This is a genomic window from Halorubrum sp. JWXQ-INN 858 (assembly GCF_009806985.1).
Lineage (GTDB): Archaea > Halobacteriota > Halobacteria > Halobacteriales > Haloferacaceae > Halorubrum.
In genome coordinates, this window is the sequence record NZ_WUAX01000003.1 from 25,925 (window position 1) to 51,640 (window position 25,716).

Annotated in this window: 23 protein-coding genes; 10 read left to right on the forward strand and 13 right to left on the reverse strand. The window is 70.9% G+C overall.

The genetic code is table 11. The features are described from left to right. Positions 1–26 precede the first annotated feature (26 nt). Together GRS48_RS00610 and GRS48_RS00615 are read left to right on the forward strand one after the other, a co-directional pair. Positions 27–1,232, forward strand: a complete 1,206-nt coding sequence (locus GRS48_RS00610) for an inorganic phosphate transporter (protein WP_394351178.1) — start codon at positions 27–29, stop codon at positions 1,230–1,232. 175 nt (positions 1,233–1,407) lie between these two features. Beyond that, positions 1,408–2,562: an aldo/keto reductase gene (locus GRS48_RS00615; RefSeq protein ID WP_159483011.1), complete on the forward strand. Its 1,155-nt coding sequence runs from the start codon at positions 1,408–1,410 to the stop codon at positions 2,560–2,562. Between the two features lie 80 nt (positions 2,563–2,642). On the opposite strand, the gene GRS48_RS14975 is transcribed toward GRS48_RS00615, so the two are convergent. Then, on the reverse strand, positions 2,643–2,813 hold the full coding sequence (locus GRS48_RS14975) for an HVO_0758 family zinc finger protein (protein ID WP_200840179.1): 171 nt from the start codon (positions 2,811–2,813) through the stop codon (positions 2,643–2,645). Between the two features lie 195 nt (positions 2,814–3,008). On the opposite strand from GRS48_RS14975, the gene GRS48_RS00620 reads away from it, so the two are divergent. The 4 genes from GRS48_RS00620 (at position 3,009) to GRS48_RS00635 (ending at position 7,010) form a co-directional block, all read left to right on the forward strand. Further along, positions 3,009–4,217, forward strand: a complete 1,209-nt coding sequence (locus GRS48_RS00620) for an MFS transporter (protein ID WP_321168221.1) — start codon at positions 3,009–3,011, stop codon at positions 4,215–4,217. A gap of 200 nt (positions 4,218–4,417) precedes the next feature. Further along, positions 4,418–5,635: a glycosyl transferase family 2 gene (locus tag GRS48_RS00625; protein WP_159483012.1), complete on the forward strand. Its 1,218-nt coding sequence runs from the start codon at positions 4,418–4,420 to the stop codon at positions 5,633–5,635. Beyond that, a complete protein-coding gene (locus GRS48_RS00630) occupies positions 5,628–6,293 on the forward strand; it encodes a hypothetical protein (protein WP_235027958.1) in 666 nt (221 codons plus the stop codon). The genes GRS48_RS00625 and GRS48_RS00630 overlap by 8 nt, the downstream gene beginning before the upstream one ends. Before the next feature lie 117 nt (positions 6,294–6,410). Further along, entirely contained in the window at positions 6,411–7,010 is a 600-nt protein-coding gene (locus GRS48_RS00635; protein ID WP_159483013.1) for a CoA pyrophosphatase, read from the forward strand. Positions 7,011–7,053: 43 nt separating this feature from the next. Here GRS48_RS00635 and nth read toward each other — a convergent pair whose 3' ends face one another. From nth to GRS48_RS00650, 3 genes are all read right to left on the reverse strand, one after another. Next, positions 7,054–7,884, reverse strand: a complete 831-nt coding sequence (nth, locus tag GRS48_RS00640) for an endonuclease III (RefSeq protein ID WP_159483014.1) — start codon at positions 7,882–7,884, stop codon at positions 7,054–7,056. A gap of 117 nt (positions 7,885–8,001) precedes the next feature. Then, on the reverse strand, positions 8,002–8,460 hold the full coding sequence (locus GRS48_RS00645; protein WP_159483015.1) for a DUF371 domain-containing protein: 459 nt from the start codon (positions 8,458–8,460) through the stop codon (positions 8,002–8,004). 148 nt (positions 8,461–8,608) lie between these two features. Beyond that, entirely contained in the window at positions 8,609–9,439 is an 831-nt protein-coding gene (locus GRS48_RS00650) for an amidohydrolase family protein (RefSeq protein WP_159483016.1), read from the reverse strand. Positions 9,440–9,679: 240 nt separating this feature from the next. Here GRS48_RS00650 and thsA point away from each other — a divergent pair, with 240 nt between their 5' ends. Continuing rightward, a complete protein-coding gene (gene thsA, locus GRS48_RS00655) occupies positions 9,680–11,242 on the forward strand; it encodes a thermosome subunit alpha (RefSeq protein WP_159483017.1) in 1,563 nt (520 codons plus the stop codon). A gap of 83 nt (positions 11,243–11,325) precedes the next feature. Here the strand turns inward: thsA and GRS48_RS00660 are convergent, their stop codons facing one another. The 3 genes from GRS48_RS00660 to GRS48_RS00670 all read right to left on the reverse strand — a co-directional run bounded on the left by GRS48_RS00660 (position 11,326) and on the right by GRS48_RS00670 (position 13,299). Then, positions 11,326–11,799: a universal stress protein gene (locus tag GRS48_RS00660; protein WP_159483018.1), complete on the reverse strand. Its 474-nt coding sequence runs from the start codon at positions 11,797–11,799 to the stop codon at positions 11,326–11,328. Between the two features lie 155 nt (positions 11,800–11,954). Then, a complete protein-coding gene (locus GRS48_RS00665) occupies positions 11,955–12,767 on the reverse strand; it encodes an S-adenosyl-l-methionine hydroxide adenosyltransferase family protein (RefSeq protein WP_159483019.1) in 813 nt (270 codons plus the stop codon). Positions 12,768–12,780: 13 nt separating this feature from the next. Then, positions 12,781–13,299, reverse strand: coding sequence for a nicotinamide-nucleotide adenylyltransferase (locus GRS48_RS00670; protein WP_159483020.1), 519 nt, complete (start codon positions 13,297–13,299; stop codon positions 12,781–12,783). A gap of 169 nt (positions 13,300–13,468) precedes the next feature. Here GRS48_RS00670 and lonB point away from each other — a divergent pair, with 169 nt between their 5' ends. Together lonB and GRS48_RS00680 are read left to right on the forward strand one after the other, a co-directional pair. After that, a complete protein-coding gene (gene lonB, locus GRS48_RS00675) occupies positions 13,469–15,730 on the forward strand; it encodes an ATP-dependent protease LonB (RefSeq protein ID WP_159483021.1) in 2,262 nt (753 codons plus the stop codon). Positions 15,731–15,733: 3 nt separating this feature from the next. Continuing rightward, entirely contained in the window at positions 15,734–16,765 is a 1,032-nt protein-coding gene (locus tag GRS48_RS00680; RefSeq protein WP_159483022.1) for a CPBP family intramembrane glutamic endopeptidase, read from the forward strand. Positions 16,766–16,926: 161 nt separating this feature from the next. Here GRS48_RS00680 and GRS48_RS00685 read toward each other — a convergent pair whose 3' ends face one another. The 3 genes from GRS48_RS00685 to GRS48_RS00695 form a co-directional block, all read right to left on the reverse strand. Further along, entirely contained in the window at positions 16,927–18,681 is a 1,755-nt protein-coding gene (locus tag GRS48_RS00685) for a formate--tetrahydrofolate ligase (RefSeq protein ID WP_159483023.1), read from the reverse strand. Positions 18,682–18,783: 102 nt separating this feature from the next. Further along, entirely contained in the window at positions 18,784–19,941 is a 1,158-nt protein-coding gene (locus GRS48_RS00690; protein ID WP_159483024.1) for a DUF63 family protein, read from the reverse strand. A 52-nt stretch (positions 19,942–19,993) separates the two neighbouring features. Next, complete coding sequence (locus GRS48_RS00695) at positions 19,994–20,443, reverse strand: Lrp/AsnC family transcriptional regulator (protein WP_159483025.1); 450 nt, start codon at positions 20,441–20,443, stop codon at positions 19,994–19,996. A 103-nt stretch (positions 20,444–20,546) separates the two neighbouring features. Here GRS48_RS00695 and GRS48_RS00700 point away from each other — a divergent pair, with 103 nt between their 5' ends. Then, positions 20,547–21,707 carry a site-2 protease family protein gene (locus tag GRS48_RS00700; protein ID WP_159483026.1) on the forward strand — a complete coding sequence of 387 codons (1,161 nt, stop codon included), beginning with the start codon at positions 20,547–20,549 and terminating at the stop codon, positions 21,705–21,707. A 101-nt stretch (positions 21,708–21,808) separates the two neighbouring features. On the opposite strand, the gene GRS48_RS00705 is transcribed toward GRS48_RS00700, so the two are convergent. From GRS48_RS00705 to GRS48_RS00715, 3 genes are read right to left on the reverse strand one after another with little or no spacing between them, the layout of a single operon-like run. Beyond that, the gene (locus GRS48_RS00705) at positions 21,809–22,633 is read right to left on the reverse strand and encodes a metallophosphoesterase (protein WP_159483027.1); all 825 of its coding nucleotides are present in this window, start codon (positions 22,631–22,633) and stop codon (positions 21,809–21,811) included. Beyond that, entirely contained in the window at positions 22,633–24,351 is a 1,719-nt protein-coding gene (locus tag GRS48_RS00710) for a hypothetical protein (RefSeq protein ID WP_159483028.1), read from the reverse strand. The genes GRS48_RS00705 and GRS48_RS00710 overlap by 1 nt, the downstream gene beginning before the upstream one ends. Beyond that, complete coding sequence (locus GRS48_RS00715; protein ID WP_159483029.1) at positions 24,348–25,622, reverse strand: Single-stranded DNA binding protein; 1,275 nt, start codon at positions 25,620–25,622, stop codon at positions 24,348–24,350. The genes GRS48_RS00710 and GRS48_RS00715 overlap by 4 nt, the downstream gene beginning before the upstream one ends. Positions 25,623–25,716 lie beyond the last annotated feature (94 nt).

Below are 25,716 nucleotides of genomic sequence, written 5' to 3' on the forward strand. Positions count from 1 at the left end.
GGGAACGAGTTAATTACTGAACAATGATAGATTCGGCCCTGTTGGTGCTCGGCGTCGCCGTCGCCTGTTTCGTCGCGTACAACATCGGCGGGGCGACGACGGGACCGGCTTTCGCTCCCGCCGTCGGGGCGGGGGTCCTCACGAAGGTCGCCGCCGCGGCGCTCATGTCAGTCTTCTTCTTCGTCGGGGCGTGGACGATCGGGCGGCGCGTCGTTGACACGCTCGGCGAGGAGCTGATCCACGACCCGGCGATCTTCACGCTCCCGGCGAGCATCGTCGTCCTCTTTTTCATCGGGGGCGCGCTGTTCGTCGGCAACGTGTTCGGCGTCCCGGCGTCGACGTCGATGACCGCCGTCGGCTCCATCGCCGGGCTCGGACTCGCGTCGGGACAGCTGAACTGGGCGGTGATGGGCGAGATCGTCACGTGGTGGATCGTCGCCCCGATCGTCGGGTTCTGGGTGGCGGGCATCATCGGCCGCTACTTCTACGTCTACCTCGACGACCTCATCGCGATAAACCAGACCGAGGGGGCGCTCGTGGAGCTCGATCGGAGCGGCGCGGTGCCGAAGGTCGTGGCCGGCCCGAACACGACGCGTCGCGAGCTGGTCGGCTCCCTCATCGTCATCGCCATCGGCTGTCTGATGGCGTTCAGCTCCGGCACCAGCAACATCGCCAACGCGATCGCGCCGCTGGTGGGCAGCGGCCAGCTGGACATCAACGTCGGCATCGTCATCGGCTCGATCGCGGTCGCGGTCGGCGCGTTCACCATCGCGCGACGGACGATGGAGACGCTCGGCAACGACATCACGCACCTCCCGCTCACCGCGGCGATCGTCGTCGCGTCGATCAGCTCCGTACTCGTCGTCGGGCTGTCGGCGGTCGGGATCCCAGCGAGCTTCGTCGTCATCGCGACGATGTCGATCGTCGGGCTCGGCTGGGGGCGGGCCACGCGGACGACGACGCTCTCCGAGGGCGTCACCGGCGAGGAAGCCCCTCGGGCGTCGGTCGGCGCGCTGGCGGCCGACGAGGGGACCGCGACCGTCGGGGACCCGACCGTCTCCGAGGAGACGAAACCGGAACCGGAGCCGATCGGCGAGGGGAAACCGGAGGAGGTGCCGTCGGCCTCCGACCTCTTCGATCCCTCGACGACCGCGCGCGTGATCGTCATGCAGAACGTCGTCCCGATATTCGCGACGATCGGCTCGTACGCGACGTTCCTCCTGCTGTTTTGAGCTGTGTCGGTGGCCGACGACACCGCGCCCGTCCTCGCCGCCGGCTAGCGCCATCCCTCATCCCGCCATCCCTCGTTCCGCCACCCCTCGTCCCGTCACCCCTCGTCCCGTCACCCCTCGTCCCGTCACCGTCACCCGTAGCTTATAACCGAACGGCCCGTCCGGACCGGTAGCGATGGCGACCCGCGAGGCCCTCTGGAACTACCGTAACGAGTTCGGCGACGCGTTCGGCCGCACCTACTTCCGACGGTTCGGGCCGGGAGTGATCTCCAGCGTCGGGCTGGGGACGTACCTCGGCGAGCCGACCGCGGCCGTCGACGACGCCTCCCGCGAGGCGATCGGGCTCGCGCTCCGGTCCGGCGTCAACGTCGTCGACACCGCCGCCAACTACCGCTGCGGCCGCGCCGAGCGGGTCGTCGGCGAGGCGGTCCGCGACGCCGGGATCGACCGTGACGCGGTCGTGGTGGCGACGAAGGGCGGGTTCCTCCCCTTCGACGGGAGCCGCCCCGACGACCCGGGGGCGTACGTCCGCGATCGGTTCGTCGATCCGGGGATCGTCGACGTCGACGACCTCGCCGGGGGGGCACACTGCCTCGCGCCGGCGTACCTCGAGTGGTCGCTCGACCGGTCGCTCGACCGGCTCGGCCTCGATCAGGTCGACTGTTACTACGTCCACAACCCGGAGACGCAGCTCGCGGCCCGGTCGCGGGAGGACGTGTACGACGCGCTGGAGGCCGCCTTCGAGGCGTTAGAGCGGCGGCGGCTCGCGGGCGACGTCGGGTGCTACGGGGTCGCGACGTGGGACGCCTTCCGCGCGTCCCCGACCGATGACGCCTACCTCTCGCTGCCCGAGGTGCTCGCGCGCGCCGAGGCCGCCGGGGCGGCGGTGGGGGCGGACGACGACCACGGGTTCGCGGCGGTGCAGCTCCCGTTCAACGTCGCGATGGCCGACGCGTTCACGCGACGGAACCACCGGCCGGCGGCCGGCGTCGACCGCGGCGGCAACCGCGACGCCGTCGACGGCGAGGCGGAACCGGATCCAGCTCCCGTCTCGACGCTGGCGTTCGCCCACGAGGCCGGGCTGTCGGTGTTCACGAGCGCGAGCATCGCGCAGGGGGAGCTGGCCGTCCCGGGGGCGATCCCGGCGGGCGTCGACGGCGAGCTGTCCGGCGACACGCCGGCCCAGCGGGCGCTCAACTTCGCGCGAAGCGCGCCCGGGGTGACCTGCTCGCTGGTCGGCACGAGCGACGTCGACCACGTCCGCGAGAACGTCGCCGCCGGAACGTTCGACCCGCTCGGGGCGAGCGCGTTCGACGCCGTCTTCGAGTGAGACGCGGACGGAACGAAGAAGGGGAGAGGCGGGGACGGTCGATTCGCGGGGACGGGTCCTCGAGGAGGTTGGTCCGGCGGCTAGCGGAGCTCCTTGTACTTCGTGTTACACTCCGGGCAGATCCGGACGGAAAACACCTCGTCGGGGTCGTTCTTCTTCTTGAGCACCTGTTCGCACTCCGAACAGTTGAGCCGCTCGTAGGTGTCCTTGAACAGGTCGCCGTCCCGGAGCGCCTTCCTGGTGGATTTCATACGCCGGGGTTGGGCGCGGGGTGGGATAAAAACCCCGCCCGGCGTCGCGGTGCGGGAACGACGCTCGACACGACGACCGAACCGAGGTCCCGACACGACGGCCGAACCGACGCCCCGACACGGCGGCCGAACCGACGCCCCGGCCGAGTCGGGACGTTTCGGAACGCTTGTGCCGACCCGCGTGAAACGGCCGCCGTGTCACGAACCCGGCTGTTCGGATCGCTGTGCGGGCTCGTCTTCCTCGCCAGCTTCGCGCGCGTGGTGTTCGCGCCGCTCGTCGGCGAGTTCATCGACGAGTTCGCCATCCGCGAGGGGACCGCCGGACTGATCGTCACGCTGACGTGGCTCGGTTCCGCCTCCCCGCGACTGCCGACCGGCTGGCTGCTCACCCGGACGAGCCGGGTCCGCGTGGTCCTCCTCTCGGGAGTCATCCTCACCGCCGGCGCGGTGGGCGTCGCGATCGCGCCGGACGTGCGGCTGCTGATGGTCGCGGCGTTCCTCGTCGGCAGCGCGTCCGGCATTTACTTCATCGCGGCGAACCCGTTCGTCTCCGAGCTGTTCCCCTCCCACGTCGGGCGGGTCCTCGGCATCCACGGGATGGCGAGCCAGCTCGCCGCGGTCGCCGCCGCGCCGGTCGTCACGGTGGCGCTGTGGTACGACTGGCGGTACGCCTTCTACGGGCTGGCGGTCGTCGCCGCGGCGACGACGCTCCTCGTCGTCCTCCTCGCCGGGCGGACGGACCTCCCGGACGCCGGCCGGGACGACACCGACTTCTTCGGCGGCGCGCGCTCCGCGTGGAAGCTGATCGTCGCCGGGGTCGTCATCATGGGGCTCACCAGCTTCGTCTGGCAGGGGCTGTTCAACTTCTACGAGCTGTACATGATCGACAAGGGGCTCCCGCCGACGACCGCGCGCAACCTCCTGACGGTCGTCTTCGCCGCCGGAGTCCCCGCCTTCCTCATCGCCGGCGACCTCGCGGACCGGCTCCCGCACGTCCCGTACATCCTCGGGATCGTGACGGCGTTCATCGCGAGCGTCGTCCTCGTCGTGTTCGCCTCCGGGCTCGCGACGGTCGTGGTCGCCAGCGTCCTCGTCGGCTTCACCATCCACATGCTCTACCCCGCGACGGACACGTACATCCTCGATTCGCTGCCCGACGAGACTCGGGCGTCCGCGTACGCGGTCTTCTCGGCCGGCGCGATGACGACGCAGGCGGTCGGCTCGTGGACCGTCGGCGAGGCGGTCGAGGCGGGTATCGCCTACGACGCCGTCTTCCTCGCGCTCGCGGGCGGGTTGACCCTCCTCGTCGTCGCCTACGCCGTCCTCGATCGCCTCGGTCGCGTTCCCGGCGGGTCCTCCGACCGGTCGTCGGGCGGGGACAGGGGCGACGGCGTCGGGAACTGACCGTTCGCCCGCGGACGTCGCCGGGGTCATCGGCACCTCCCACGCCGCCGGCGCCGCCGGCACCTCCCACGCCACCGGAGTCGCCACCGTCTCACGGACGCGGCACCTCCCGCGCCGCCGGCGTCGCCACCGTCCCGCGAACGCGGCACCGCCGACGGGTACCGTGCGTATTTAGGCGGTTCTCCCCGTTGGGATCGGTAATGGAGTACGTCCAAGAGCGCGTGACGACGCTGCACGCGCTGACGGACCACCGCCCGGACGCGCCGACCGACCGCGCGGCCGTCGTGGTGCCGATGACGGAGCGCGAGTACGGGACGCTCGCGGCCGAGCACGTCCTGTCGACGCTCGAGGCGGTCGACCCCGCGCGGGTGATCGTCCCCCTCCGGGCTCCCGCCGAACGCGCCGGCCCGTTCGCGGACTGGCTCGACGGGTTCGATCTCGAGGTGGAGACGCTGTGGTGTGACGGCCCCCGGCTCGCGGACCTCCTCGCCGACGCCGGCGTCGACGGCGACCGCGGCAAGGGTCGCGACGTGTGGCTCGGGCTCGGGCGGGCGCTGGCGGAGGACTTCGTCGTCGTCCACGACGCCGACACGCGCACCTACTCGCCCTCCTTCGTGACCCGACTGTTGTTCCCGCTCGCACACGGCCACGACTTCTCGAAGGGGTACTACGCCCGCGTCGAGGACGACGCGCTCTACGGGCGGCTGTTCCGTCTCTTCTTCAGGCCGCTCGTCCGCGCGCTCGCCGAGGGGCCGGAGGGCGGTCAGGGAAATCGCCTGGAAGGTCGCCCGCGTGGCCGCACGGCGGGTGGCGACGACCCGCCCGACAGCGACGTGCTCGGGTACCTCGAGTCGTTCCGATACGCGCTCGCCGGCGAGTTCGCCGCGACGAGCGAGCTGATCGGGCGGCTGCGACTCCAGCGCGGCTGGGGGTTGGAGGTCGGCACCCTCGGCGAGGCGTTCGCCCACGCGGGGTTCGCCGGGAGCGCACAGGTCGACCTCGGCCGATACGAACACGACCACCGCTCGGTCGAGGGGCCGACCGGGCTCGCCGACATGAGCGAGGCGGTCGCGGCGGCGACGCTGCGGGCCGTCGAGGACCACGGGGTCGACGTCGACTACGGGAGCCTCCCCGACCGGTATCGCGAGGCCGCGGACCGGCTGATCCGGGGCTACGAGACCGACGCCGCGTTCAACGGGCTGACGTACGATCGGGAGGGCGAGCGGGAACAGGTGGCGACGTACGCCGACGCGATCGCGAAGCCGGGGCCGGACACCCGGCTCCCGCCGTGGAACGACGCGCCCGTGTCGCCGGCGGCGGTGGCCGCCGCGGCCCGCGAGGACCTCGCGGCGGTCCGTGACGGCCCCGATGCGACGAACGCCCCCGGCAGGATAGGGCGACGGGGGAACGATGACTGAGGACGCGGACGGCGCTACCGGTGACGCGAGCGCGGACGACGCGGGCGCGGACGCTGCCGATGACGCCGACACGGGTGCCGACCGCGCGAGCGTCGCCGCCCGCGACGACCTCGCCGGTATCGTCGACCTGTTCGGCGCGCTCACCCGCGAGGAGCTGGCTGACGCCCTCGCCGAGCTGGCGTTCAAACGCCGCGCCGAGGCCGACGACGACGCCATCGCCGCGGCGATCGACGTCGCCGTCGCGGAGTACTTCCTCGTCCCCGCGCCGACCGGATCGGTGGAGCCGCTCCCGCCGGACGCCGACGCGCTCGCCGTCGGGCCGGCCGCGTTCCCGTCGTTGCCCCCGAACGCCGAGGACCTGCCGCACATCCTCGACGTTCCAGACCGCACGGTCGACCGGGAGCCGTTGGCCGTGGCGGTCCTCGACCGACTGGAAACGGAAGTCGAGGCGGCGCTCGGGGAGGGTGACGAGGCAACGTCGGTCGGGGAGGGGGACGAGGCAACGTCGGCCGAGGGAAGCGAGGCCGACGAAATTGCTGACGGGACGGACCACGACCGGTTGGAGACGCTGCTCGACGTGGCGTACGACGTCGAGGCGTGGGCTCCCGTCGACACGGTCGGGATCCGGGAGCGGATCGTCGAGGCGCTCGACGACTGAAGCGGAAGTTTCGGCCCTGTTAGGGCCCGTCCGCTTACTCCGTCCGTCCAGACCCGGGCGTTCCCGTTCGGTCGGAGACGGAGAAACGTTAACACCCCGTGAGCGCGTTCGGCCGGTATGGACCTGTCGGGGCTCCGTCGACACGAGCCGCTGTCGATCACGACCGCGAGCCGCGAGGCCGCGGTGTTGGCCCCGGTGATCGAGCGCGGCGGCGACGCCTATCTCCTGTTCACGAAGCGGGCCGAACACCTCGGGAGACACCCAGGCCAGATGAGCTTCCCGGGCGGCGGCCGCGAGGTGATCGACCGGACGCTCAACGAGACGGCGCTCCGGGAGGCGGACGAGGAGGTCGGGCTCCGCGCCGACGAGGTGGACGTGGTCGGCCGGATCGACGACATCCGGACCTCCTCGGAGTACGCCGTGCGCCCCTTCGTCGCCGTCGCGCCCGACCGCGAGTACGTCCCCGACGAGTCGGAGGTCGCCGAGATCGTCGTCCTCCCCGTCGCCGGGCTGATCGATCCCGCGAACTACGAGTCCGAGCGGCGCGACCACCCGCAGTACGGGGACCACCGGATCCACTTCTTCCACGTCGACGGCTACACCGTGTGGGGCGCGACCGGGCGGATGGTGGTGCAGCTCCTCGAGTTAACGACCGACTGGCGGATGCCCCCGGAGGTCGACCGCGTCGTCGACCCCGACGCCGACCTGCCGGTGTGAGCGCAGGGGTCGTGGATCGGCACGGGCCATCTCGGAGTCGGACTCAGTCGTCGGCCGGCGCGTCCGCCGGGTCGACGAACGACCCGTCGACCTCGTCGATCCCGACGCGGTCACACAGGTCGTACAGCGGACACGCCTCCGGCCCCTCCAGACACGCCGGCTTCCGGGCGGGACAGTACTCGCGCCCGAACTGGATCATCGCGGTATGCCCGAAGCCGCACTTCCCGGGCGGTACCGCCGCCTCGATCGCCTCCCGAACGCCCTCGTGATCGGCCGCCGGCGGGGCCAATCCCATCCGCCGCGCGATCCGGTGGACGTGGGTGTCGACGGGGAAGACGCCGCCGCGACCGCCGGCGAACAGCAGGACGCAGTCGGCCGTCTTCGGGCCGACGCCGGAGACGGACAGCAGCGTCTCGCGGACGTCCTCGGGATCGCCTCGCTCGACGTACTCGTCGAAGCCCGCGGTCGAACCGAACTCCGCGAGCGCCCACACCGCGCCCTCCTGGATGACCGCCGACTTCCGGTTGTACAGCCCGGCGGCGGCGATCGTCTCGGCCAGTTCGTCGCGGTCGGCGTCCGCGAGCCGCTCGGCGAGCCCGTCGGCCGGGCCGTAGCGTGCCATCAGCGAGTCGTGGGCGGGCTGGCTCGCCTTGTCGGAGGTGTTCTGTGAGAGGATCGTGCGGACGAGACACTCGAAGCCGTCGCTCCCGCCGTACGCCTTCTGCCAGTACAGGTCGCCGAGCGCGTCGACGACTGCCTCCGCGCGGGAGTCGCCGTCGCCGGGCGCGAACTCGTCGAACGCGCCGCCGCCGGTCGCCCCGCCGCTGATGTTCTCCGCGGGCTCGTCGACGCCCTCGCGGGGCTCGTCGGACATACGCCCCCGTTGGGCGCGATCACTGATAAGAGTCCGCGAGGGTGGGGTCGGTCACTGATAAGGGTCCGCGAGCATGGGGCCGGTCACTGATAAGGGTCCGCGAGCATGGGGCCGGGCTCAGACCTCGACGGCGAGCCGCAGCGTCGCCGCCGCGCCGTCCGCGAGCGCGGCGACGAGGTCACGGTCGAGGTCGGCGGCGGCCGCGTCCGCGCCGACGAGAACCGTTCGCTCGTCGTCGGTGTAGTCGCTCGTTCGACCCACCATCGATCGGTCGTCGACCAGCGTCAGGTCGGGATCGCCGCGGCCGACGATCGTGGCCGTGTGCCGCTCGCCATCGTCGGTCCCCTCCACGACGATCGTGGCCGAGATCGTCGCGTCGGCGTCGCGGCAGGCCGCCTTGAACGCCGAGTCGAAGTCGCGGGGAGTCCGGTCGGCGCCGACGGCGAGGATGCAGTCGCCCGCCGGCGTGAGCCAGTCGTCGGTCGTGAACTCGAACGTGCTCGCGTGCTCGGCGGTGACGTTCTCGTGGCCCCTCGCGCGGATCTCCTCGACGAGGCGGCCCTCCTGATCGGGCATACGCTCCCGTCGGCGACCCGCGGTCAAATCGGTGGCGTTCGACGCCGGTCGCTTATAAGTCCGGAGAGTCGGCCGCTGGATCCCTTATAATCTCGGAACGCCGACCGCTCGATCCTTTATCAATACGGTCCGATCCGGCGTCGATCACTTATAAATCAGCGCCCTCGGCGAGCCCCGGGATCAGCCGCGCGGCGTTCTTCGTGAACACGCGCCGCATCAGGTCCTCGGGGACGTCGAGGGTGAGCACTTCCATCACGCCGACGTTCGGGTGGACGCCCGGCGCGCCGGAGCCGAAGAGGACGCGGTCCGGGTGTTCCAACACCCCCCGCTCTAACACCTCCCGGTAGCGGACCGCGCTCGTGTCCACGTATAGCCGGTCGTGGTCGTCGAGGAGGTCGAGCGTCCGGTTCATCAGCTCCGTGTCGAGCGGGTAGCCGCCGAAACTCGAGAGGACGACGGGGAACTCGTACCCGAGCAGCTCGCGCTCGACGGCGGCCGGCGGGAACCGCGTCCCGGCGTGGACGAGGACGGGGAGGTCCGCGGTCTCCAATCGCTCCAGCACGTCCGCGTTCGGGAGCCCGTCGTACGCCGGCACCATGGTGAACCCGTGATAGCGGTCGTCGTAGGAGTACTGCTCGACGTCGTCGGGGCGCGTGTGGTGGTCGCCGCGCTCCGCACGGAGGTTCCGGAGCCTCGCGATCGGGTGATCCCGCGGGTCTCGCGGCCCGTTGAGCCGCGCGAACGCGAGGAACGACCGGTCGACGGAGAGCCGCGCGACCGCGTTGTTCGCGCGGAGGTAGCTCCGCCCGGACGCGCGCCGACCGGGGCTCGCCACCGCGCGAACGACCCCGGCCTGATGCATCTCACGTTCCAAGCGTTCGGGGGAGATGTCGCGCCCGTGGACGGCCACGGAGGCCTCGTCGGCGTCGAGGGTGGCGTGGGCGTCGACGATCCGGAAGTCGTGTTCCAGCCCCAGCATCTACCGAGTCGTCCCGTTCGGCGGACATGTGCCTGTCGGTCCGTCGGACACGCGCTGTCGATGTGGCGGACACGTCGTCGGTGTGGTCGACACGCGTCGATGCGGCGGGCAACGATCGTCACGAACACGCCATGGCATGACACGCGCTACCCCGACGCCATCCCCCGTTTTTCGGCACCCAGGGTAGAAAAGTATATATAGAACCGCAAACCATCTGTTCGATTGAGTATGGCTTCCCGTATGCGACAACCCATGTACGTTCTCTCGGAGGACAGCACCCGAACGCGCGGTCGGGCCGCGCAGGACTCGAACGTGGCCGCCGGCAAGGCGGTCGCCGAGGCGGTACGGACCACCCTCGGTCCCCGGGGAATGGACAAGATGTTGGTCGATTCGACCGGCGACGTCGTGATAACGAACGACGGCGCGACCATCCTCGCGGAGATGGACATCGACCACCCCGCCGCCCAGATGATCGTGGAGGTCGCGGAGTCCCAGGAGGAGGTCGTCGGCGACGGGACGACGACCGCCGCCGTGTTGGTCGGCGAGCTCCTCGCGCGCGCCGAGGACCTCGTCGACGACGACATCCACCCGACCGTGATCGTCGAGGGATACGCCGAGGCCGCCCGCCTCGCCCACGACGCGATCGACGAGCAGGTACTCGACGACGACCTCGACGACGACCTGCTGGTGTCCGTCGCCGAGTCGTCGATGACCGGAAAGGGGACCGGCGACGTCGCCGCCCGCGACCTCGCCGCGCTCGTCGTCGAGGCGGTCCGGAGCGTCGCGACCGACGACGGCGCGCGCGTGAACCGTGACCACGTCCACATCCACCCGCGGGCGGGAGCCGCCTCCTCGGCGACCGAGGTCGTCGACGGGGTCGTCATCGACGAGGAGCCCGCCCACGACAACATGCCCCGGAGCGTGACCGACGGGACCGTCGCGATCCTCGACGCGAAACTGGAGGTTCGCCAGAGCGACGTCGACGCCGAGTACTCGATCACCTCCGTCGAAGGGCTCAGCGCCGCCATCGACGCCGAGGACGCGGAGCTGCGCGGCTACGCGGAAACGCTCTCCGAGGCGGGCGTCGACGTCCTCTTCTGCCGGAAGAAGATCGACGACCGCGTCGCCGGCTTCCTCGCCGACGCCGGGATCCTCGCGTTCGAGAGCGTCGGCTCCGACGACGCGAGCGACGTCGCCCGCGTCACCGGCGCGAAGCGGCTCGGAACGCTCGACGGCATCGAGGCGTCCGACCTCGGGCGCGTCGAATCGATCGAGATCGAGACGTACGGCGAGGACGAGCTCGCGTTCGTCCGCGGCGGCGAGGACTCGCGGGCGGCGACCCTGCTCGTTCGCGGCTCGACGGAACACGTCGTCGACGAGCTCGAGCGCGCGATGAACGACGCGGTCGACGTCGTCGTCGCCGCGCTCGACGACGGCGGCGTCGTTCCCGGCGCGGGCGCGACGGAGATCGCCATCGCGAGCCAGGTCCGCGGGGCGGCCGCCGGCGTCGAGGGGCGGAAGCAGCTCGCCATCGAGGCGTTCGCGGACGCGGTCGACGCACTGCCGCGCACGCTCGCCGAGAACACGGGCGCGGACCCGATCGACACGCTCGTCGACCTCCGGGCCCGCCACGACAAGGAGGGCCGCGCGGGCGTCATCGCCGAGGGCCGTGCCGCCCGCGTCGGCGACCCGCTCGCGGCCGGGATCGTCGACCCCGCCGCGGTCAAGCGCGAGGCGGTCGACTCCGCGACCGAGGCCGCGACGATGATCCTCCGCATCGACGACGTCATCGCCGCCGAATAGCCTCGAAAGACCGTCGAACCGTCGCGTTTCGCCGCGTCGACGGCTGTGACCACGCTCGTGGCGTTCTCCACGTCGCCGGCCCGTTAGCGTACGACCGTGACCGGTACCGGCGATCGCCGGACGACCGACTCGGCGACGTTCCCGACCATCAGCCGATCGACGAGGGAGCCGCCGTGGGTTCCCAACACGACCGCATCGATCCCGTCGCCCTCGCCGCGTTCGTGGCCTCCATCGCCTCCACCGTCTCCATCACCTCCTTCCGCCCGATCGACGATCCGTTGTGCGGGCTGTCCGACCGTGACCTCGACGTCGATCGATGCGCCGTACTCCGCCGCGATCGCCCGAGCGCGGTCGATCACTCCACGGGCGTCCTCGTGCACCGAATCGTCGGCGTCGTCCGAGAGCGCGATGCCGGCGGCCTTCCCCATCATCGACGAGGGCTCCCCGGAGACGTGAAACACGACGATCTCGGCGTCGTCATGGACTTCGAGGGCGTACCGAAGGGCCCGTTCGGCCGCCTCGGAGCCGTCCATCGGAACGAGAACACGTTCGATCATACGTTCTCCCTACGCGTCCGGGGCCGATAAGGGCTGGCAGGGTGGGAGGGCTGGCGAGGTCGTGGAAGGCCTGGCGGGGTGGGAGGGCTGGCGAGGTCGTGGGAGGCCTGGCGTCGTGGGAGGCCTGGTGGGTTCGCGTCGTCGCCGCCGAAACGCTACCCCTCGAACCGGACTGGATCGCCCGGCTCCAGCCCGAACGCGTCGTCGCCGCGGCCGTCGTTGACGTCACACTCGACGTAGCCGTGGCTCCCGGCCGTAACGAGCCGGTCGCCGGCGGGCACCGACGCGAACGTCGCGCCGACGGGGATCGGCTCGCCGTTGACGAGAACCCGGTCGCGCCCGTGGAGGTACGCTTCCGGGACGTTGGTGATCGCGTTGCCGAAGCCGTCGACGACGAGGACCTCGCCGGTAACCACGTCGGGCTCCCCGTCCGCGACGTCGGGCTCGGGGAGCCGGCGGTCGACGTACGAGTCGGTCGGCGTCAGCGAGGGGAGCGCCGCGAGCTCCGCCGCGGTCGGCGGGTCGGCGGCCCAGCCGTCGTCGCCGGCCGTCCCCCGCGTGTCGCGGATCGCCGCGGCCGCGGGGGCGAACACGTCGCGACCGTGGAACGTCGCGCTCGCGGGGTCGCCGGGATCGATCCGGAAGACGTCGATGCCCGCGTCGACGGCCGCGGCGAGCGCACGGGCGGGCGGGAGCGCGAGCCCGTTGTCCGGGGCGACGAGGACGTGTCCGCCCGCACGGACCGCGATCGCGGCCCGATCGGTGCCGACGCCGGGGTCGACGACCGCACAGTGGACCGCGGGCGGGAACTCGGGGAGGACGAACCGGAGCCAGAAGGCGGCCGCGCGCGGGTCACCCCGCGGGAGGTCGTGTGCGACGTCGACGATCTCGGCATCGGTCCGGCGTCGGACGACGCCCTTCATCGCGGCGGGGTACGGCGACCCGAAGTCGGTGGCGAGGGTGATCATCGGCGGGACCGCCTCACTGGTCGACGGGAGTGTCGCTCTCGGCGATGCGCCGGATCCGTTCGACGCCGTCGATCTCGTCGATGACGTCGGCGACGACCGCGGGCACCAACGCCTCCCAATCGTCACCCTCGATCATCCGCTCGCGGAGCTCGGTTCCCTCGAGGACGTCCCGGCGGAACATCGGCGACTGGCGGACCTCGACGCCGGCCTCCTCGAACAGCCGGATGACGAGGGGGTTGTTCGAGTACGCGACGTCGAAGCGCGGGCTCATGCTGCGGACGTGGCTCACCCAGACGGAGTTGCGGTCCAGGTCCTCGATGGGGACGACGTACGTCGTCACGTCGAGGTCCTGGATCGCCTTCGTCACCATCATCACGCGCTCGCCCGCCGTGAAGGGGTTCCGGGTGCTGTGGGAGTCGCCGGCCGACCCGATTCCCAACACGACCTCGTCGACCTCGTCGGCGATCTCCTCGACCATGTATCGGTGACCGTTGTGAAACGGCTGGTATCGTCCGATGTAGAACCCCCGCATGGATCCAGCTAGCGCGGGCCCGATTTATAAATACGGCGGGACGCACCGTGGCGGCCGATCGGCGTCGATACGGCCGCTATCGGCCGTTCTCGTGTCCGATCCGCGCCGTCCTCGGGGAGAAAGTATATCAGTAGCCCTCCCTTCGTTTTCGGTAGCGAATCCCGATTCTATGAGCAACGAGAAGGACACGAACGACCCGGCGGGCGAGGACGCCCCGGAGCCGACCGACGGCGACCGGAGCGAGCCGACCCCGACGAGGAACGGCGAGGATCCCCCCGTCGAGGACGCCCCCACCTCCGAGGAGCGGGACCGGGTCGACGACGACCCGGAACGCTTCCGCCCGGACGACGACGGCGTCGAACCCGACCCGGACCCGGAGTCGGTGGGCGAGCAGGCTCCCGGAACCTCCGACGGGCCCGACGAGGCCCCCGGAACCTCCGACGAGCCCGACGAGCCCGAAGGCCCGATCGACGACGGCGACATCGACGACCTCGGCAGCACCGTCGAGGTCGAGGGCGCGGAGATCGACGAGGACCCCGACGAGGACGACCTCCTCGGCGGTCTCAAGATAGGCACCACCTCCGAGATCGAGATCCCGGACCGGCTCGTCGACCAGGTCATCGGGCAGGAGCACGCCCGCGACGTGATCATCAAGGCGGCCAAACAGCGCCGCCACGTGATGATGATCGGCTCGCCCGGGACCGGGAAGTCGATGCTGGCGAAGGCGATGTCCGAGCTGCTCCCGAAAGAGGAGCTGCAGGACGTCCTCGTGTACCACAACCCCGACGACGGGAACAAGCCGAAGGTCCGGACGGTTCCCGCCGGCAAGGGCGAACAGATCACCGACGCCCACCGCGAGGAGGCCCGTAAGCGCAACCAGATGCGCTCGCTCCTCATGTGGATCATCATCGCCGTCGTGTTGGGCTACGCGCTCATCATCGTCGGCCAGATCCTCATCGGCATCATCGCGGCCGGGGTCGTCTACCTCGTCTTCCGCTACCTGAACCGCGGCTCGGACGCGATGATCCCGAACCTGCTGGTGAACAACGGCGACACGAAGTCCGCGCCGTTCCGCGACTCCACGGGCGCACACGCCGGCGCGTTGCTCGGCGACGTTCGCCACGACCCGTTCCAGTCCGGCGGGATGGAGACGCCCAGCCACGACCGCGTCGAGGCGGGCGCGATCCACAAGGCGAACAAGGGCGTGCTGTTCATCGACGAGATCAACACGCTCGACATCCGCAGCCAGCAGCACCTCATGACGGCGATCCAGGAGGGCGAGTTCGCGATCACGGGCCAGTCCGAGCGTTCCTCGGGCGCGATGGTCCAGACCGAGCCCGTCCCGACCGACTTCGTCATGATCGCGGCGGGGAACCTCGACGCGATGGAGAACATGCACCCGGCGCTGCGGAGCCGTATCAAGGGGTACGGCTACGAGGTGTACATGGAGGACACCATCGAGGACACCCCCGAGATGCGCCGGAAGTACGTCCGCTTCATCGCCCAGGAGGTCGCGAAGGACGGCCGGCTGCCGGAGTTCACCGCCACCGCCATCGAGGAGGTCATCCTCGAGGCCAAGCGCCGCTCCGGCCGGAAAGGTCACCTGACGCTACACTTCCGGAACCTCGGCGGCCTCGTCCGCGTCGCCGGCGACATCGCCCGCGGCGAGGACGCCGAGATGACGACGCGCGACCACGTGCTGCAGGCGAAGGGGCGTTCGCGCTCCATCGAGCAGCAGCTCGCCGACGACTTCATCGAGCGGCGCAAGGACTACGAGCTCCAGGTCGCCGACGGCTACGTCGTCGGCCGCGTCAACGGGCTCGCCGTCATGGGCGAGGACTCCGGGATCATGCTCCCGGTGATGGCCGAGGTCGCGCCCTCACAGGGGCCCGGCGAGGTGATCGCCACCGGCCAGCTGAAGGAGATGGCCCAGGAGTCGGTGTCGAACGTCTCGGCGATCATCAAGAAGTTCTCCGACGAGAACATCTCCGAGATGGACATCCACATCCAGTTCGTGCAGGCGGGCCAGCAGGGCGTCGACGGCGACTCCGCGTCCATCACGGTCGCGACCGCCGTCATCAGCGCCTTGGAGGACGTCGGCGTCGACCAGAGCCTCGCGATGACCGGCTCGCTGTCGGTGCGGGGCGACGTGCTCCCCGTCGGCGGCGTCACACACAAGATCGAGGCGGCCGCGAAGGCCGGCTGCACGCGCGTCATCATCCCGAAGGCGAACGAGCAGGACGTCATGATCGAAGAGGAGTACGAGGAGATGATCGAGGTCATCCCGGTGTCGCACATCAGCGAGGTGCTCGACATCGCGCTGGAGGGCGAAACCGAGAAGGACTCGCTCGTCTCCCGGCTCAAGTCGATCACCGGCTCGACGCTCAAAGACAAGGGCGTCTCCCAGCCCTCCAGCCCGAGCCCGCAGTAACGGATGCCCGTTCCGGCGACGTTCGCGGCCGCGACCGTCGCCCTCACCGCGGTGCTGTTGTATCTCACCCATCGCTCACGGCGGACGTTGGACCGGGTCCGCGTCGTCGACCGCGACGAGCCGGCGGGTTCGATCCGCGAAGCCGACGCGACCGCCGCGGCCGACGCGGGGCCGCCGCGCACGTTCGATCACCCCGACGCGATCGACCGCGACTTCCACGGCGACCCGCCGGTCGCCAACGCGGCCGAGCCGTTCGCCGACGAGTCCGAGCCGTTCACCGACGAGGCCGAACCGTTCACCGACGAGGCCGAACCGTGCGCCGACGCCGTCGCGAGCGCGACCGAGCACCCGGGTAGCGACGCCGCGACCGACGAGCGCCCGGGCGACGGAGAACACCCGAGCGGCGGCGACAGCGGCGGCCCCGTCCTCACGACGGAGCTGTTGTTGGCGAACGTCGCGGTCTCACAGTCGCTCGCGCTCGGGGCGCTCGTCGTCGTCGCGTGGTGGACTGGGGTCCCGGCGTCCGCGTTCGGGCTGGCTTCCGCCGACCTCACGGGAGCGGTCCTCCTCGGCGGACTCGCGCTCGGGATCGCGCTCTACCTCGCGAACGAAGCCGTCGCGGGGGCGGCAGAACGCGTCGGCGTCGCCCCCGAGGACCGGCTCCGGGAAGCGATGGCTCCGTCCGACGCCCGAGGGTGGGCCCTGCTGCTCGGCGTCGTGCTACCCGTGATCGCCGTCTTCGAGGAGGCGCTGTTCCGCGGGGCGCTGATCGGCGTGTTCGCGTTCGGCTTCGGGATCGACCCGTGGCTGCTCGCGGTCGGTTCCTCGGTCGCGTTCGGGCTGGGCCACGGGGCACAGGGGCGGCTCGGGATCGCCGTCACCGGGCTGCTCGGGTTCGCGCTCGCGGCCGTCTTCGTCCTGACCGGGAGCCTCCTCCTCGTGATCGTCGCCCACTACGTCGTCAACGCCCTGGAGTTCCTCGTCCGTGAAGGGCTCGGCTGGGACCCGCTCCCGTCGCGGACGGACGCGGCCTGAGACGGACGCGGCCTGAGACGGACGCGGCCTGAGACGGTCGCGGGACGACGCGTCGACGGACGAAGCGACGCGTCGGCGACGACGTGAGCACGCCCGCAGTGGACGCGGGGGGTGCGGCGGCACGGGAGACGCCGTCCGCCGGCTCCTGACGGGTCGTGCCGTCAGAACAGGCCGGTGATCTCCCCGTCGACGACGTCGATCCCCTCGGCGGCCGGCTCGGCCGGCAGCCCCGGCAGCGTCATGACGTCCGCGGTCTTCACGACGAGGAACCCCGCCCCGGCGGACGGCGAGACCTCACGGACCGTCAGCGTCCACCCCTCCGGGACGCCGGTGAGCGAGGGGTCGTCCGACAGCGAGTACGGCGTCTTCGAGACGCAGATCGGGAGGTCACCGAGGCCGGCCGCCTCGATCCGATCGATCTCGTCGGCCGCGCCGTCGACGTACTCGACGTCCGCGGCCCCGTACACCTCCCGCGCCAGCGTCGCGATCTTCTCACGGACCGTGTCCTCAAGGTCGTACAGCGGCGACACCGTCGACTCCCGTTCGGCGGCGTCCCGGACCGCCTCGGCGAGGTCGATCCCGCCCTCACCGCCCAGCTCGAAGACGCGCGAACGGGCGACGGGGATCGACCGCTCGGCGAGCGCCTCCTCGACGGCGGCCAGCTCCGCCTCGTCGTCGTCCGGGAAGACGTTGATCGCGACGACGGGCGGGACCCCCATCGACTCGACGATCCGCGCGTGTTTCGCGAGGTTGTCGACGCCCGCGCGGGCGGCCTCGGGGTCGGTCTCGGCCAGCCGGTCGTAGTCGGCCGGCCACTGGTCGAGCCCCTGGCGTTTCAACGCGCGGACGGAGGCGACGACGACGGCGGCGTCGGGCGCTATCCCCTGGCGGGCGAGGACGTGGACGAACTTCTCCGCGCCGAGGTCGGCCCCGAACCCGGCCTCCGTCACGAGGTAGTCGCCGAGCGACTCGGCGACCCGGTCGGCGACGAGCGTGTTCGTCCCGTGGGCGATGTTGGCGAACGGGCCGCCGTGAACGAACGCGGGCACGCCCTCTATCGTCTGGACGAGGTTCGGGCGGAACGCGTCGCGCAACAGCGCGGTTACCGCGCCGGCGACGCCGAGGTCGGCGGCGGTGACCGCCTCGCCGTCCGCGTCGTCCGCGACCACGATCCGGCCGACTCGGGCCTTCAGATCGTCGAGGTCCGAGGCTAACCCGAGGACGGCCATCAGCTCCGAGGCGGCCGTGATCACGAACCGGTCCTCGCGGGGCACGCCGCCGGTCGTCCCGCCGAGCCCGACGACGACCTCGCGCAGGGCGCGGTCGTTGACGTCGAGCGCCCGGGGCCAGTGTACGCGTCGCGGGTCGATCCCGAGCTCGTTTCCCTGATGCAGGTGGTTGTCGAGGGCGGCCGACAGCAGACCGTGGGCGGCGCTGAGCGCGTGGATGTCACCCGTGAAATGGAGGTTGATCGACTCCATCGGGAGCACCTGCGAGCGACCGCCGCCGGCCGCGCCACCCTTGATCCCGAACACTGGCCCGAGCGAGGGCTCCCGGGTCGCGACGACCGCGCGCTCGCCGAGCGACGACAGCGCCTGCCCGAGCCCCACCGTGGTGACGGTCTTTCCCTCGCCCTTCGGCGTCGGGGTCATTCCCGTGACGAGGACCGTCCGACCGTCGTTGTCGCCGCCGTCGTCGGACCCGCCGTCGTCGGACCCGCCGTCGTCGGACCCGGCTGCCGTCGCGGATCGAACCGCGTCGAGCGTGAGCTTCGCGACGCCCTCACCGCGGGCTTCGACGTCGTCCGGCCCGAGCCCGAGATCGGCGGCGACGTTGGCTATCGGCCGCGGCGACGCGTCGCGAGCGATCTCGAGGTCGCTCCGCCGCTCGTCTTCGGGAGTGTCAGTAGATCCCATAGTGGCGCTTCTCGCGGGGCGATAATGATACTTTAGACCGGCGAACGTTCGGACCGGGTCGGTCCGTTCGACGGGCGGATCCCGGATCGGGTCCGTCCCGAATCAGATACCGAACGTCGCCCGTAGCATGTCGCGGGTCCCCGGGCCGAGCCCGACCGCGAGCACGGTGATGAGAAGCAGGAGGGTGTAGCGGGGCGTCTCCTCGAACATCTCGTCGTTGAACACCCAGACGACGAACGTGGCGGCCCCGAGCTTCACGAACAGGAACGGCCACGCGTCGCCCGTGACCGCGACGACCGAGTCCGGGAGCAGCCGCCCGGTCCACGTCACGATGAGCTCGTTGACGACGTGTTTCGGGACGAGGTTCGAGCTCCCAGTCAGCGCCGGCATCCAGTTGAGCCCGATGACGTTGGCGACGCCGTCGACGGCGTGTCCCCAGATGATCAGGAAGCCGGCGAAGCCGGTTCCTTGGTTGATCGTCGGCTCCCAGCCCTCGATCAGCTTCCACGTGACCCACGTCGACAGCGTCGCGAGCACGAGCGTCAACACGAGCACCTGCGGGTAGAAAGTCACGTGGTCGGTGACGACCGCGAGGAACGCCAGGTAGCCGAGCGTGACCGCGAGCGCGACGACGCCCATCCCGAACAGCGGGCGGGCGTAGTCGTCGGCATACCCCCGCTCGGCGAGTGCGTACGCCGCGAGCACGCACGCGAGCGTGACGGCGAACACGGTGAAGTAGATGAATGGGCTGATGATCAGCGCGCTCCACGGGAACGCGATCAGCGGCTCGGTTCCCGCACGGGTCGCGGAGATGCCCGCGTCCTCGACGGTGCGGAGCGCCCCCCCGAACAGCATGAAGGGGAACAGCGCGTAGAAGAACCGGAGCTCGTCGCCGATCGCCAGCCGCTGGAGGAGGAAGACGACGCCGACGAGCATCGCCAGCAGGATGAACACGTAACTCAGCGTCGAGACGGTGGTGTACCCCGGGAAGGCGACGACCGCCCCGGCGGCGACCGCGTCCGCGCAGTCGGCGGAGCTCGTCACCAGCTCCGTGACCCCGCCCTCGTGGCGAACGGCACACTGTGCGCCCTGGCCGTCGGCGGCGACGGGGCCCCAGAAGTACCGCCAGAGGAACCGGTCGTACACCAGTCGTGGAAACAACAGCGACCCGAGAGCGAGGACGGCCGTGACGGCGGCGACCGCCGCGCCCCACGCCCGTTGGGGGCTGAGCCCGAGCCGCTCCTCGGCGAAAGCACTCATACCCCACGTTCGGAGGGTCCCGGAGTTGAGCGTTCCGGTCGCCTCCGACCGGTCAGATCGGGAGCCCCGCGGCCTCGTAGTCGGTCCCGAGGATGATCATCGTCTGTGAGCGGGAGAAGCCGTCCATGTTGGCGACGCGCTCGAACATCAGCTCGCGAAGCCGGTCGGTGTCCTCGGCGACGACCCGCAACATCACGTCCCACTCGCCGGTCGTGAGGTGGATGTCTCGAACCCCCTCGATCTCCCGGAGCCGCTCTAACGCGTCCTCCTCGCGTCCCTGTTCGACCCGGAGGCCGACGAGCGCGCTGACGCCGTAGCCGACGGCCTTCGCGTTCACCTTGGCGTGATACCCCTCGATGACGCCCGCGTCCTCCATCCGGCCGACGCGGTCGTGGACCGTGGCGCTCGACATGTCTATCCGTCGAGCGATCTCCGAGAACGGCGTCCGGGCGTCCGCCTGCAGGAGCCGAAGGATCGCCCGGTCCGTGTCGTCCAGTTCCATACCCGACCGTGGGTCGCTGACCCCTTTGCAGTTGCGACCGGGCGGCATCGACGTGGCTCCCACCCGGACAGTTTTTAAGCCGATCGCTCCCGGTTGATCGGGTATGCGAAGCTACACCGTCGGCCGGATCTGGGGGATCCCGATCCGGATCAACGTCTCGCTCGTCGTCTTCCTCCCGCTTCTGGCCTACCTGATCGGCAGCGGCGAGGGAATCGGCCTGTACGCCGGGATCATCGGCGGCCTCGCGGGGACCGAGCTGGACCCCGTCGCGCTCGCCGACTCGCGCTGGACGATCGGGATCGCGGCGTCGGTCGGGCTGTTCGTCGGGGTGCTCCTCCACGAGCTCGGACACGCGTGGATGGCTCGCCGGTACGGGGTCGGTATCGAGTCGATCACCCTGTGGATCTTCGGCGGGGTCGCCGCGCTCGAGTCCGTTCCGAAGGAGTGGGACCGGGAGTTCTGGATCGCGATCATCGGGCCGATCACGAGCGTCGGCGTCGGCGTCGTCTTCCTCGGGCTCCTGCAAGTCGTCCCGACGTCCCAGCCGGTCCTCCTGTTCGTCGTCGGCTGGCTGGGCGTGATCAACGTCGTCCTCGCCGTCTTCAACTGCATCCCGGCGTTCCCGATGGACGGTGGACGCGTCCTCCGCGCGCTCCTGGCGCGCACCCGTCCGTACGCTACCGCGACGCGGATCGCCGCCCGCGTCGGGATCGGGTTCGGGCTCCTGTTCGTCGTGTTCGGCGTGTTGGCGTTCGACCTGATACTGGTGGTCGTCGGGCTGTTCGTCTACGGGGCCGCGAAAAGCGAGTCGCGGATCACGACGATCGCGGACCTGCTGGAGGGGCTCACCGTCCGGGACCTGCTGTCGACCGAGCCCGAGACGATCCCGGCCGACGCGACGCTCGAGGCGTTCGCCGACCGGATGTTCGCGACCCGGCGGACCTCGTTTCCGGTCGAGCGCGACGGCGAGATCGTCGGCGTCGTGAGCCTCGATGCGTTGCGGCGCGGCCGGGGGCTCGACCGGTCGACGACGACCGTCACCGAGGTGTCGTCGACGTCGCCGGTTCGGGTCGGGATCGGAGACGACGCCTTCGAGGCGCTCGTCGCGATCAACGCCGCCCGCGCGGAGTACGCCCTCGTCGAGGACGCCGCGGGCGACGTCGCCGGGATCGTGACCGTCGCCGACTTCGCCGAGACGATGCAGTTCGCCGCGACCGCCGGAAAGCCGGCGCGGGAGTCGCCGCTCGACGACGGCATCGTGTGAAAGGCGGTGTCGTATGAAAGGTGGTGTCGTGTAGGGCGGCGTCGTGCGGGGACGGTATCGTGTCGGGCTGAATCGTGTGAAGACGGTATCGTAGGGAGAGATCACACCCGCCGGAAATCGCCCAATCGCGTCCCGTCGAGGAGGTAGGCGTCGCCGGACGGGAGCCCGTCCGGGAGGAACGGCGACAGGAACGACCCGTCCTCGACGTTGACCCACGTCCCGCCGGAGCGTTCGTTGAACGCCGGGAAGACGACGAGATCGGGGGCCGTAACGCCCGGAGTCGTAACGTCCGATGCCGTAACGTCTGAGGCCAGGGTATCGGGGTGTGAGTCTCCCTCGAAGCACGCCGACGGGTCGAGCGGGCCGCGGAGCCACGCGCGTTCAGTTCGCGCCCCGCCGACCGCGTCGGCCAGCCGGACTTGCGGGTGTTCGTGGCCCATGCAGACGACGTCGGTCGCACGGAGGCTCGGGTCCGGCCACGTGTGTCCGTGGAGGACGCCGACGCCGCCGTCCGAGTTCTCGCTGGCCGCATCGCCCAACGTGCCGCCCGCCGGCCCGATCACGTCGATCTCGTCCGCGAACGCCGCCGCGACGCCGCCGTCGTGGTTCCCCTCGACGAGCGTCATCGGGACCCGATCGGTGACCGCCCCGATCAGTCGATCCAACTCGTCCAGATCCTCGCCGTCGGGTGCGGCGATCCGGTGTGCGAGGTCGCCGAGCACGACGAGCCGGTCGGCCTCCGTCCGACCGATCAGCCCGCACAGCCGCTCGCGCCGCTCCTCGGCTCGGCTCTCGAGTTCGACGCCGCGCTCGTAACGAAGGGCGACCTCGATGCCGGCGTGAACGTCGGCGACGAGCAGCGCGCGTCCGGTGCCAAGGTCGGCGACCGCGGCCGGCTCGCCGACCACCGGCTCGACGCGAGCCATCAGATCGCCTTGAGGACCCCGTCGCCCGGCTCGTAACACTTCCCGCTCATCAACGCGTCCTGGATCGCGTCCGCGACGTCGCTCGCGTCCGCCCCGTACTCGGCGACGACCGCATCGACGACCGCGTCGTGGTCCGCGCCGTCGCCCTCGTCGAGCGCCGCCATCGTCTCGACGGCGACGGCTTCGAGGTCGACGTCGGCTGCCGCGTCGTCGCCGCCGGCGTCGTCCACATCCTCGTCCCCCTCGTCCCCACCGCTCTCATCGACCCTCTCGGGTCCATCGACCTCATCGGCTCCATCGGCGTCGGTGGCGGGTTCCGGCTCGGGGACGTCGATGTCCGCCTCGCCCGGGTCGTCGACCTCGGAGCCCGTCGAGAAGTCCGTTCCGTACTCCGCTTCGATCTCCTCGCGCTCCGCGTCGTCCAGCTCGTACATCTCGCCGGAGACGCCGGTCGCGGCCGCGACGTCCGACGCGTCGTCCTCGCCGCTCGTCGCCGCCGTGTCGTCCGCGTCGCTTTCGGCCGCCGCGTCGGCGGTACCCTCGGCGTCGCTGGGATCGTTCCCCTCGAGGTCGTCGAGTCCACCGTCGTCGAAGTCACCCAGCCCGTCGCTGGCGTCTTCTGTGTCGCTGATGTCTTCGGTGTCGCTGATGTCTGCGGTGTCGCTGATGTCTGCGGCGTCGGCGGTGTCGATCGTCTCGCCAGCGGCCGGCTCCGCATCCGGCTCCGTATCGGTCCGAACGCCGTCGTCGACGGTGGGGTCGGCCGTTTCGACGGCGTCGTCCGCCTCGACAGTCTCGCCGGCCTCGTCGGCGTCCAACACGTCCGTGTCGGCCGTCTCGGTGTCGGCCGTCTCGGTGTCGGCCGTCTCGGTGTTTGCCGTCTCGGTGTCGGCCGTCTCGCCACCGGCCGTTTCGCTGTCGTCCACGTCGACGTCGGCCGTCTCGGTGTCGGCGTCGTCCCCCGCGGGATCGACCGTTTCCGCGGCGACGGTGACGTCGGTGTCGGGGAGCGGACCGACGGCGACGACGCCGCCCTCGTCCGGCGCGATCTCGGGTGCGCGGACGTCGTCTCGCTCGCCCGCGATCAGTTCGAGGGCGTCGACGGCGAGGCGGCGGATCGCTTCCACGTACGCGGGGGAGGTGTCGTAGTGATCGAGCGCGCGCGGGATCCCCGCCGCGAGCGACGCGGGTGCGCCGCCGGCCTCCAAGGCCCGCCGGAGGTCCTCACCGCGGAGCGGCGACTCCTGGGCGAGCCGGAAGACCGCGAGCCGGTCGAGCGTCGACTCCGCGGCGGAGACGACCCATCGGTCGCGGGTGTCGGCGTCGACCTCGTTGATGCTCTCCGGGCGTACGGACGTGAACACCCGGTCGGAGTCCTCCGGTTCGAACGTCCGGGCCTTCCCCGTCAGCGCGACGAACGCCGGCGGTTCCGCGCGTTCGAGGAACGTCTGGGCGGCCGGCTGGTACTGGCCGGCGTAGGTGACGAACGCGCCCGAGGGGTCGACGATCCGTCCGCGGCGCGTGTCGTCGTTGATCCGCTCGACCTCGGTGAGCACGCCGGCGACGAACAGCCGGTTGACCCGCGCGCCGGTCGGGGTGACGACGTAGTTCGGGGCGCGCTCCTCGTCGCTCTCGGAGTACGACAGCGACGCGTCGTCGAACTCCGCGGCGAACGGACGGTAGGCGACCTCGCGGGCTCCGGGGCCGTCGTCGCTCATTCCGCCACCTCCGCGAGGGCGGCACGGGCCCCGGCGGCCGGGTCGTCGTCCGCGACCTCGAACTCCGTGGCGTCGAGGTTCGCGCCGTAGTCGTCGACCGAGAGGTTCCCCCGCACGCGGTAGGCCCGCCCGACGAGCCGGTCGGCGATCGCGTCGGCGACGACCTCCTTGTCCATCGCCTCCTGGGCCGCCGACAGCGCGTCGGCGAGCCCGCCGCCGTACACCTCGGCGGTGAGTTCGTCGTCGAGCACGACGGTGACGGTGTCGGTGCCGTCGTCGAGGATCGCCTTCACCCGGAGGTCGTCCTCGGCGTCGACCGCGCCGTGGCTCCGGCACTGGCCGCCCTGTACGACCCGCCCGCACTCGGGACAGCGTTCGATGAGTCCCGAGCCGTCGCGGATCTCGAGGACGTTGCCGACGACCTCGACGTCGAACATCCCGCCGGACCCGACCGCCTCGGCGACGGAGAGCCGCGGGGCGTCGTCCGCGACCGAGACGGCGTCCGAAAGCGGTGCCACCGTCGAGAACTCCGTGAGGTTGATCGAGGGCACCCCGCGGAACTCGCGGACGTAGACGTCCTCGACCCGGAGGTCCGCGCCCGCCTGGAGCTCGGGGCGCGGGTTCCAGTCGGTGAAGGGGAGCCGCGCCGTCGCGTCGCCGAGAACGCCCTCGAGGATGTCGGTCTCCCCGTCGCGCCCGGAGATGGTCTTCTCGTCGACCTCGAGCACTCGGACCTCGACGTTTCGGCCGCGGTCGCCCGCCTCGATATCGATCAGGTCGCGGTCTCCACCGATCGGCCGGTCGACGGCGACCGTCTCCTCGGCGATCGCGACGGTCGTCGACTCGTTGAGGTTGAGCTCGGGGCGGCCGTCCCACTCGCGAACGCCGGCGTTGCCGATCGTCAGCGAGTCGCCGGGTTCGAACCCGAAGTCCTGCCACGCCGTGTAGGAGATGCTCCCCGTTCCATCGGCGAGTTCGCCCTCACGAATGGTGATATCGTCGCCCTGATAGCGGATCGTTCGGGTGCCGGCCGAGAGCACGCGGGCGGTGACGGTCACGTTGCCGTGGTCGGTGGTGACCCCGCCGACGTCGACGGTGTCGGGGCTCGGCGAGGAGCCGCCGCCCCCGCCGCCGTGTTTCCGCCTGACGCTCTGTTTCGCCTCGCCGATCGGCACGCTGTACTCCAGTAGGTCTCGTAGGTCGCTTTCGACCTCCTCTTTGTCAACGCCGAGGTCGGAGGCGATTTCCTCGGCATGGTCGGTGACGTCCATCGTCCGCGGGTTCGTCGCGCCCGCACAAAAGGCTACGGCCCTCGCGCACGACCCGTCGTCGCGCGGTTCGTCGCCACACCTAAGCCGATCGCCC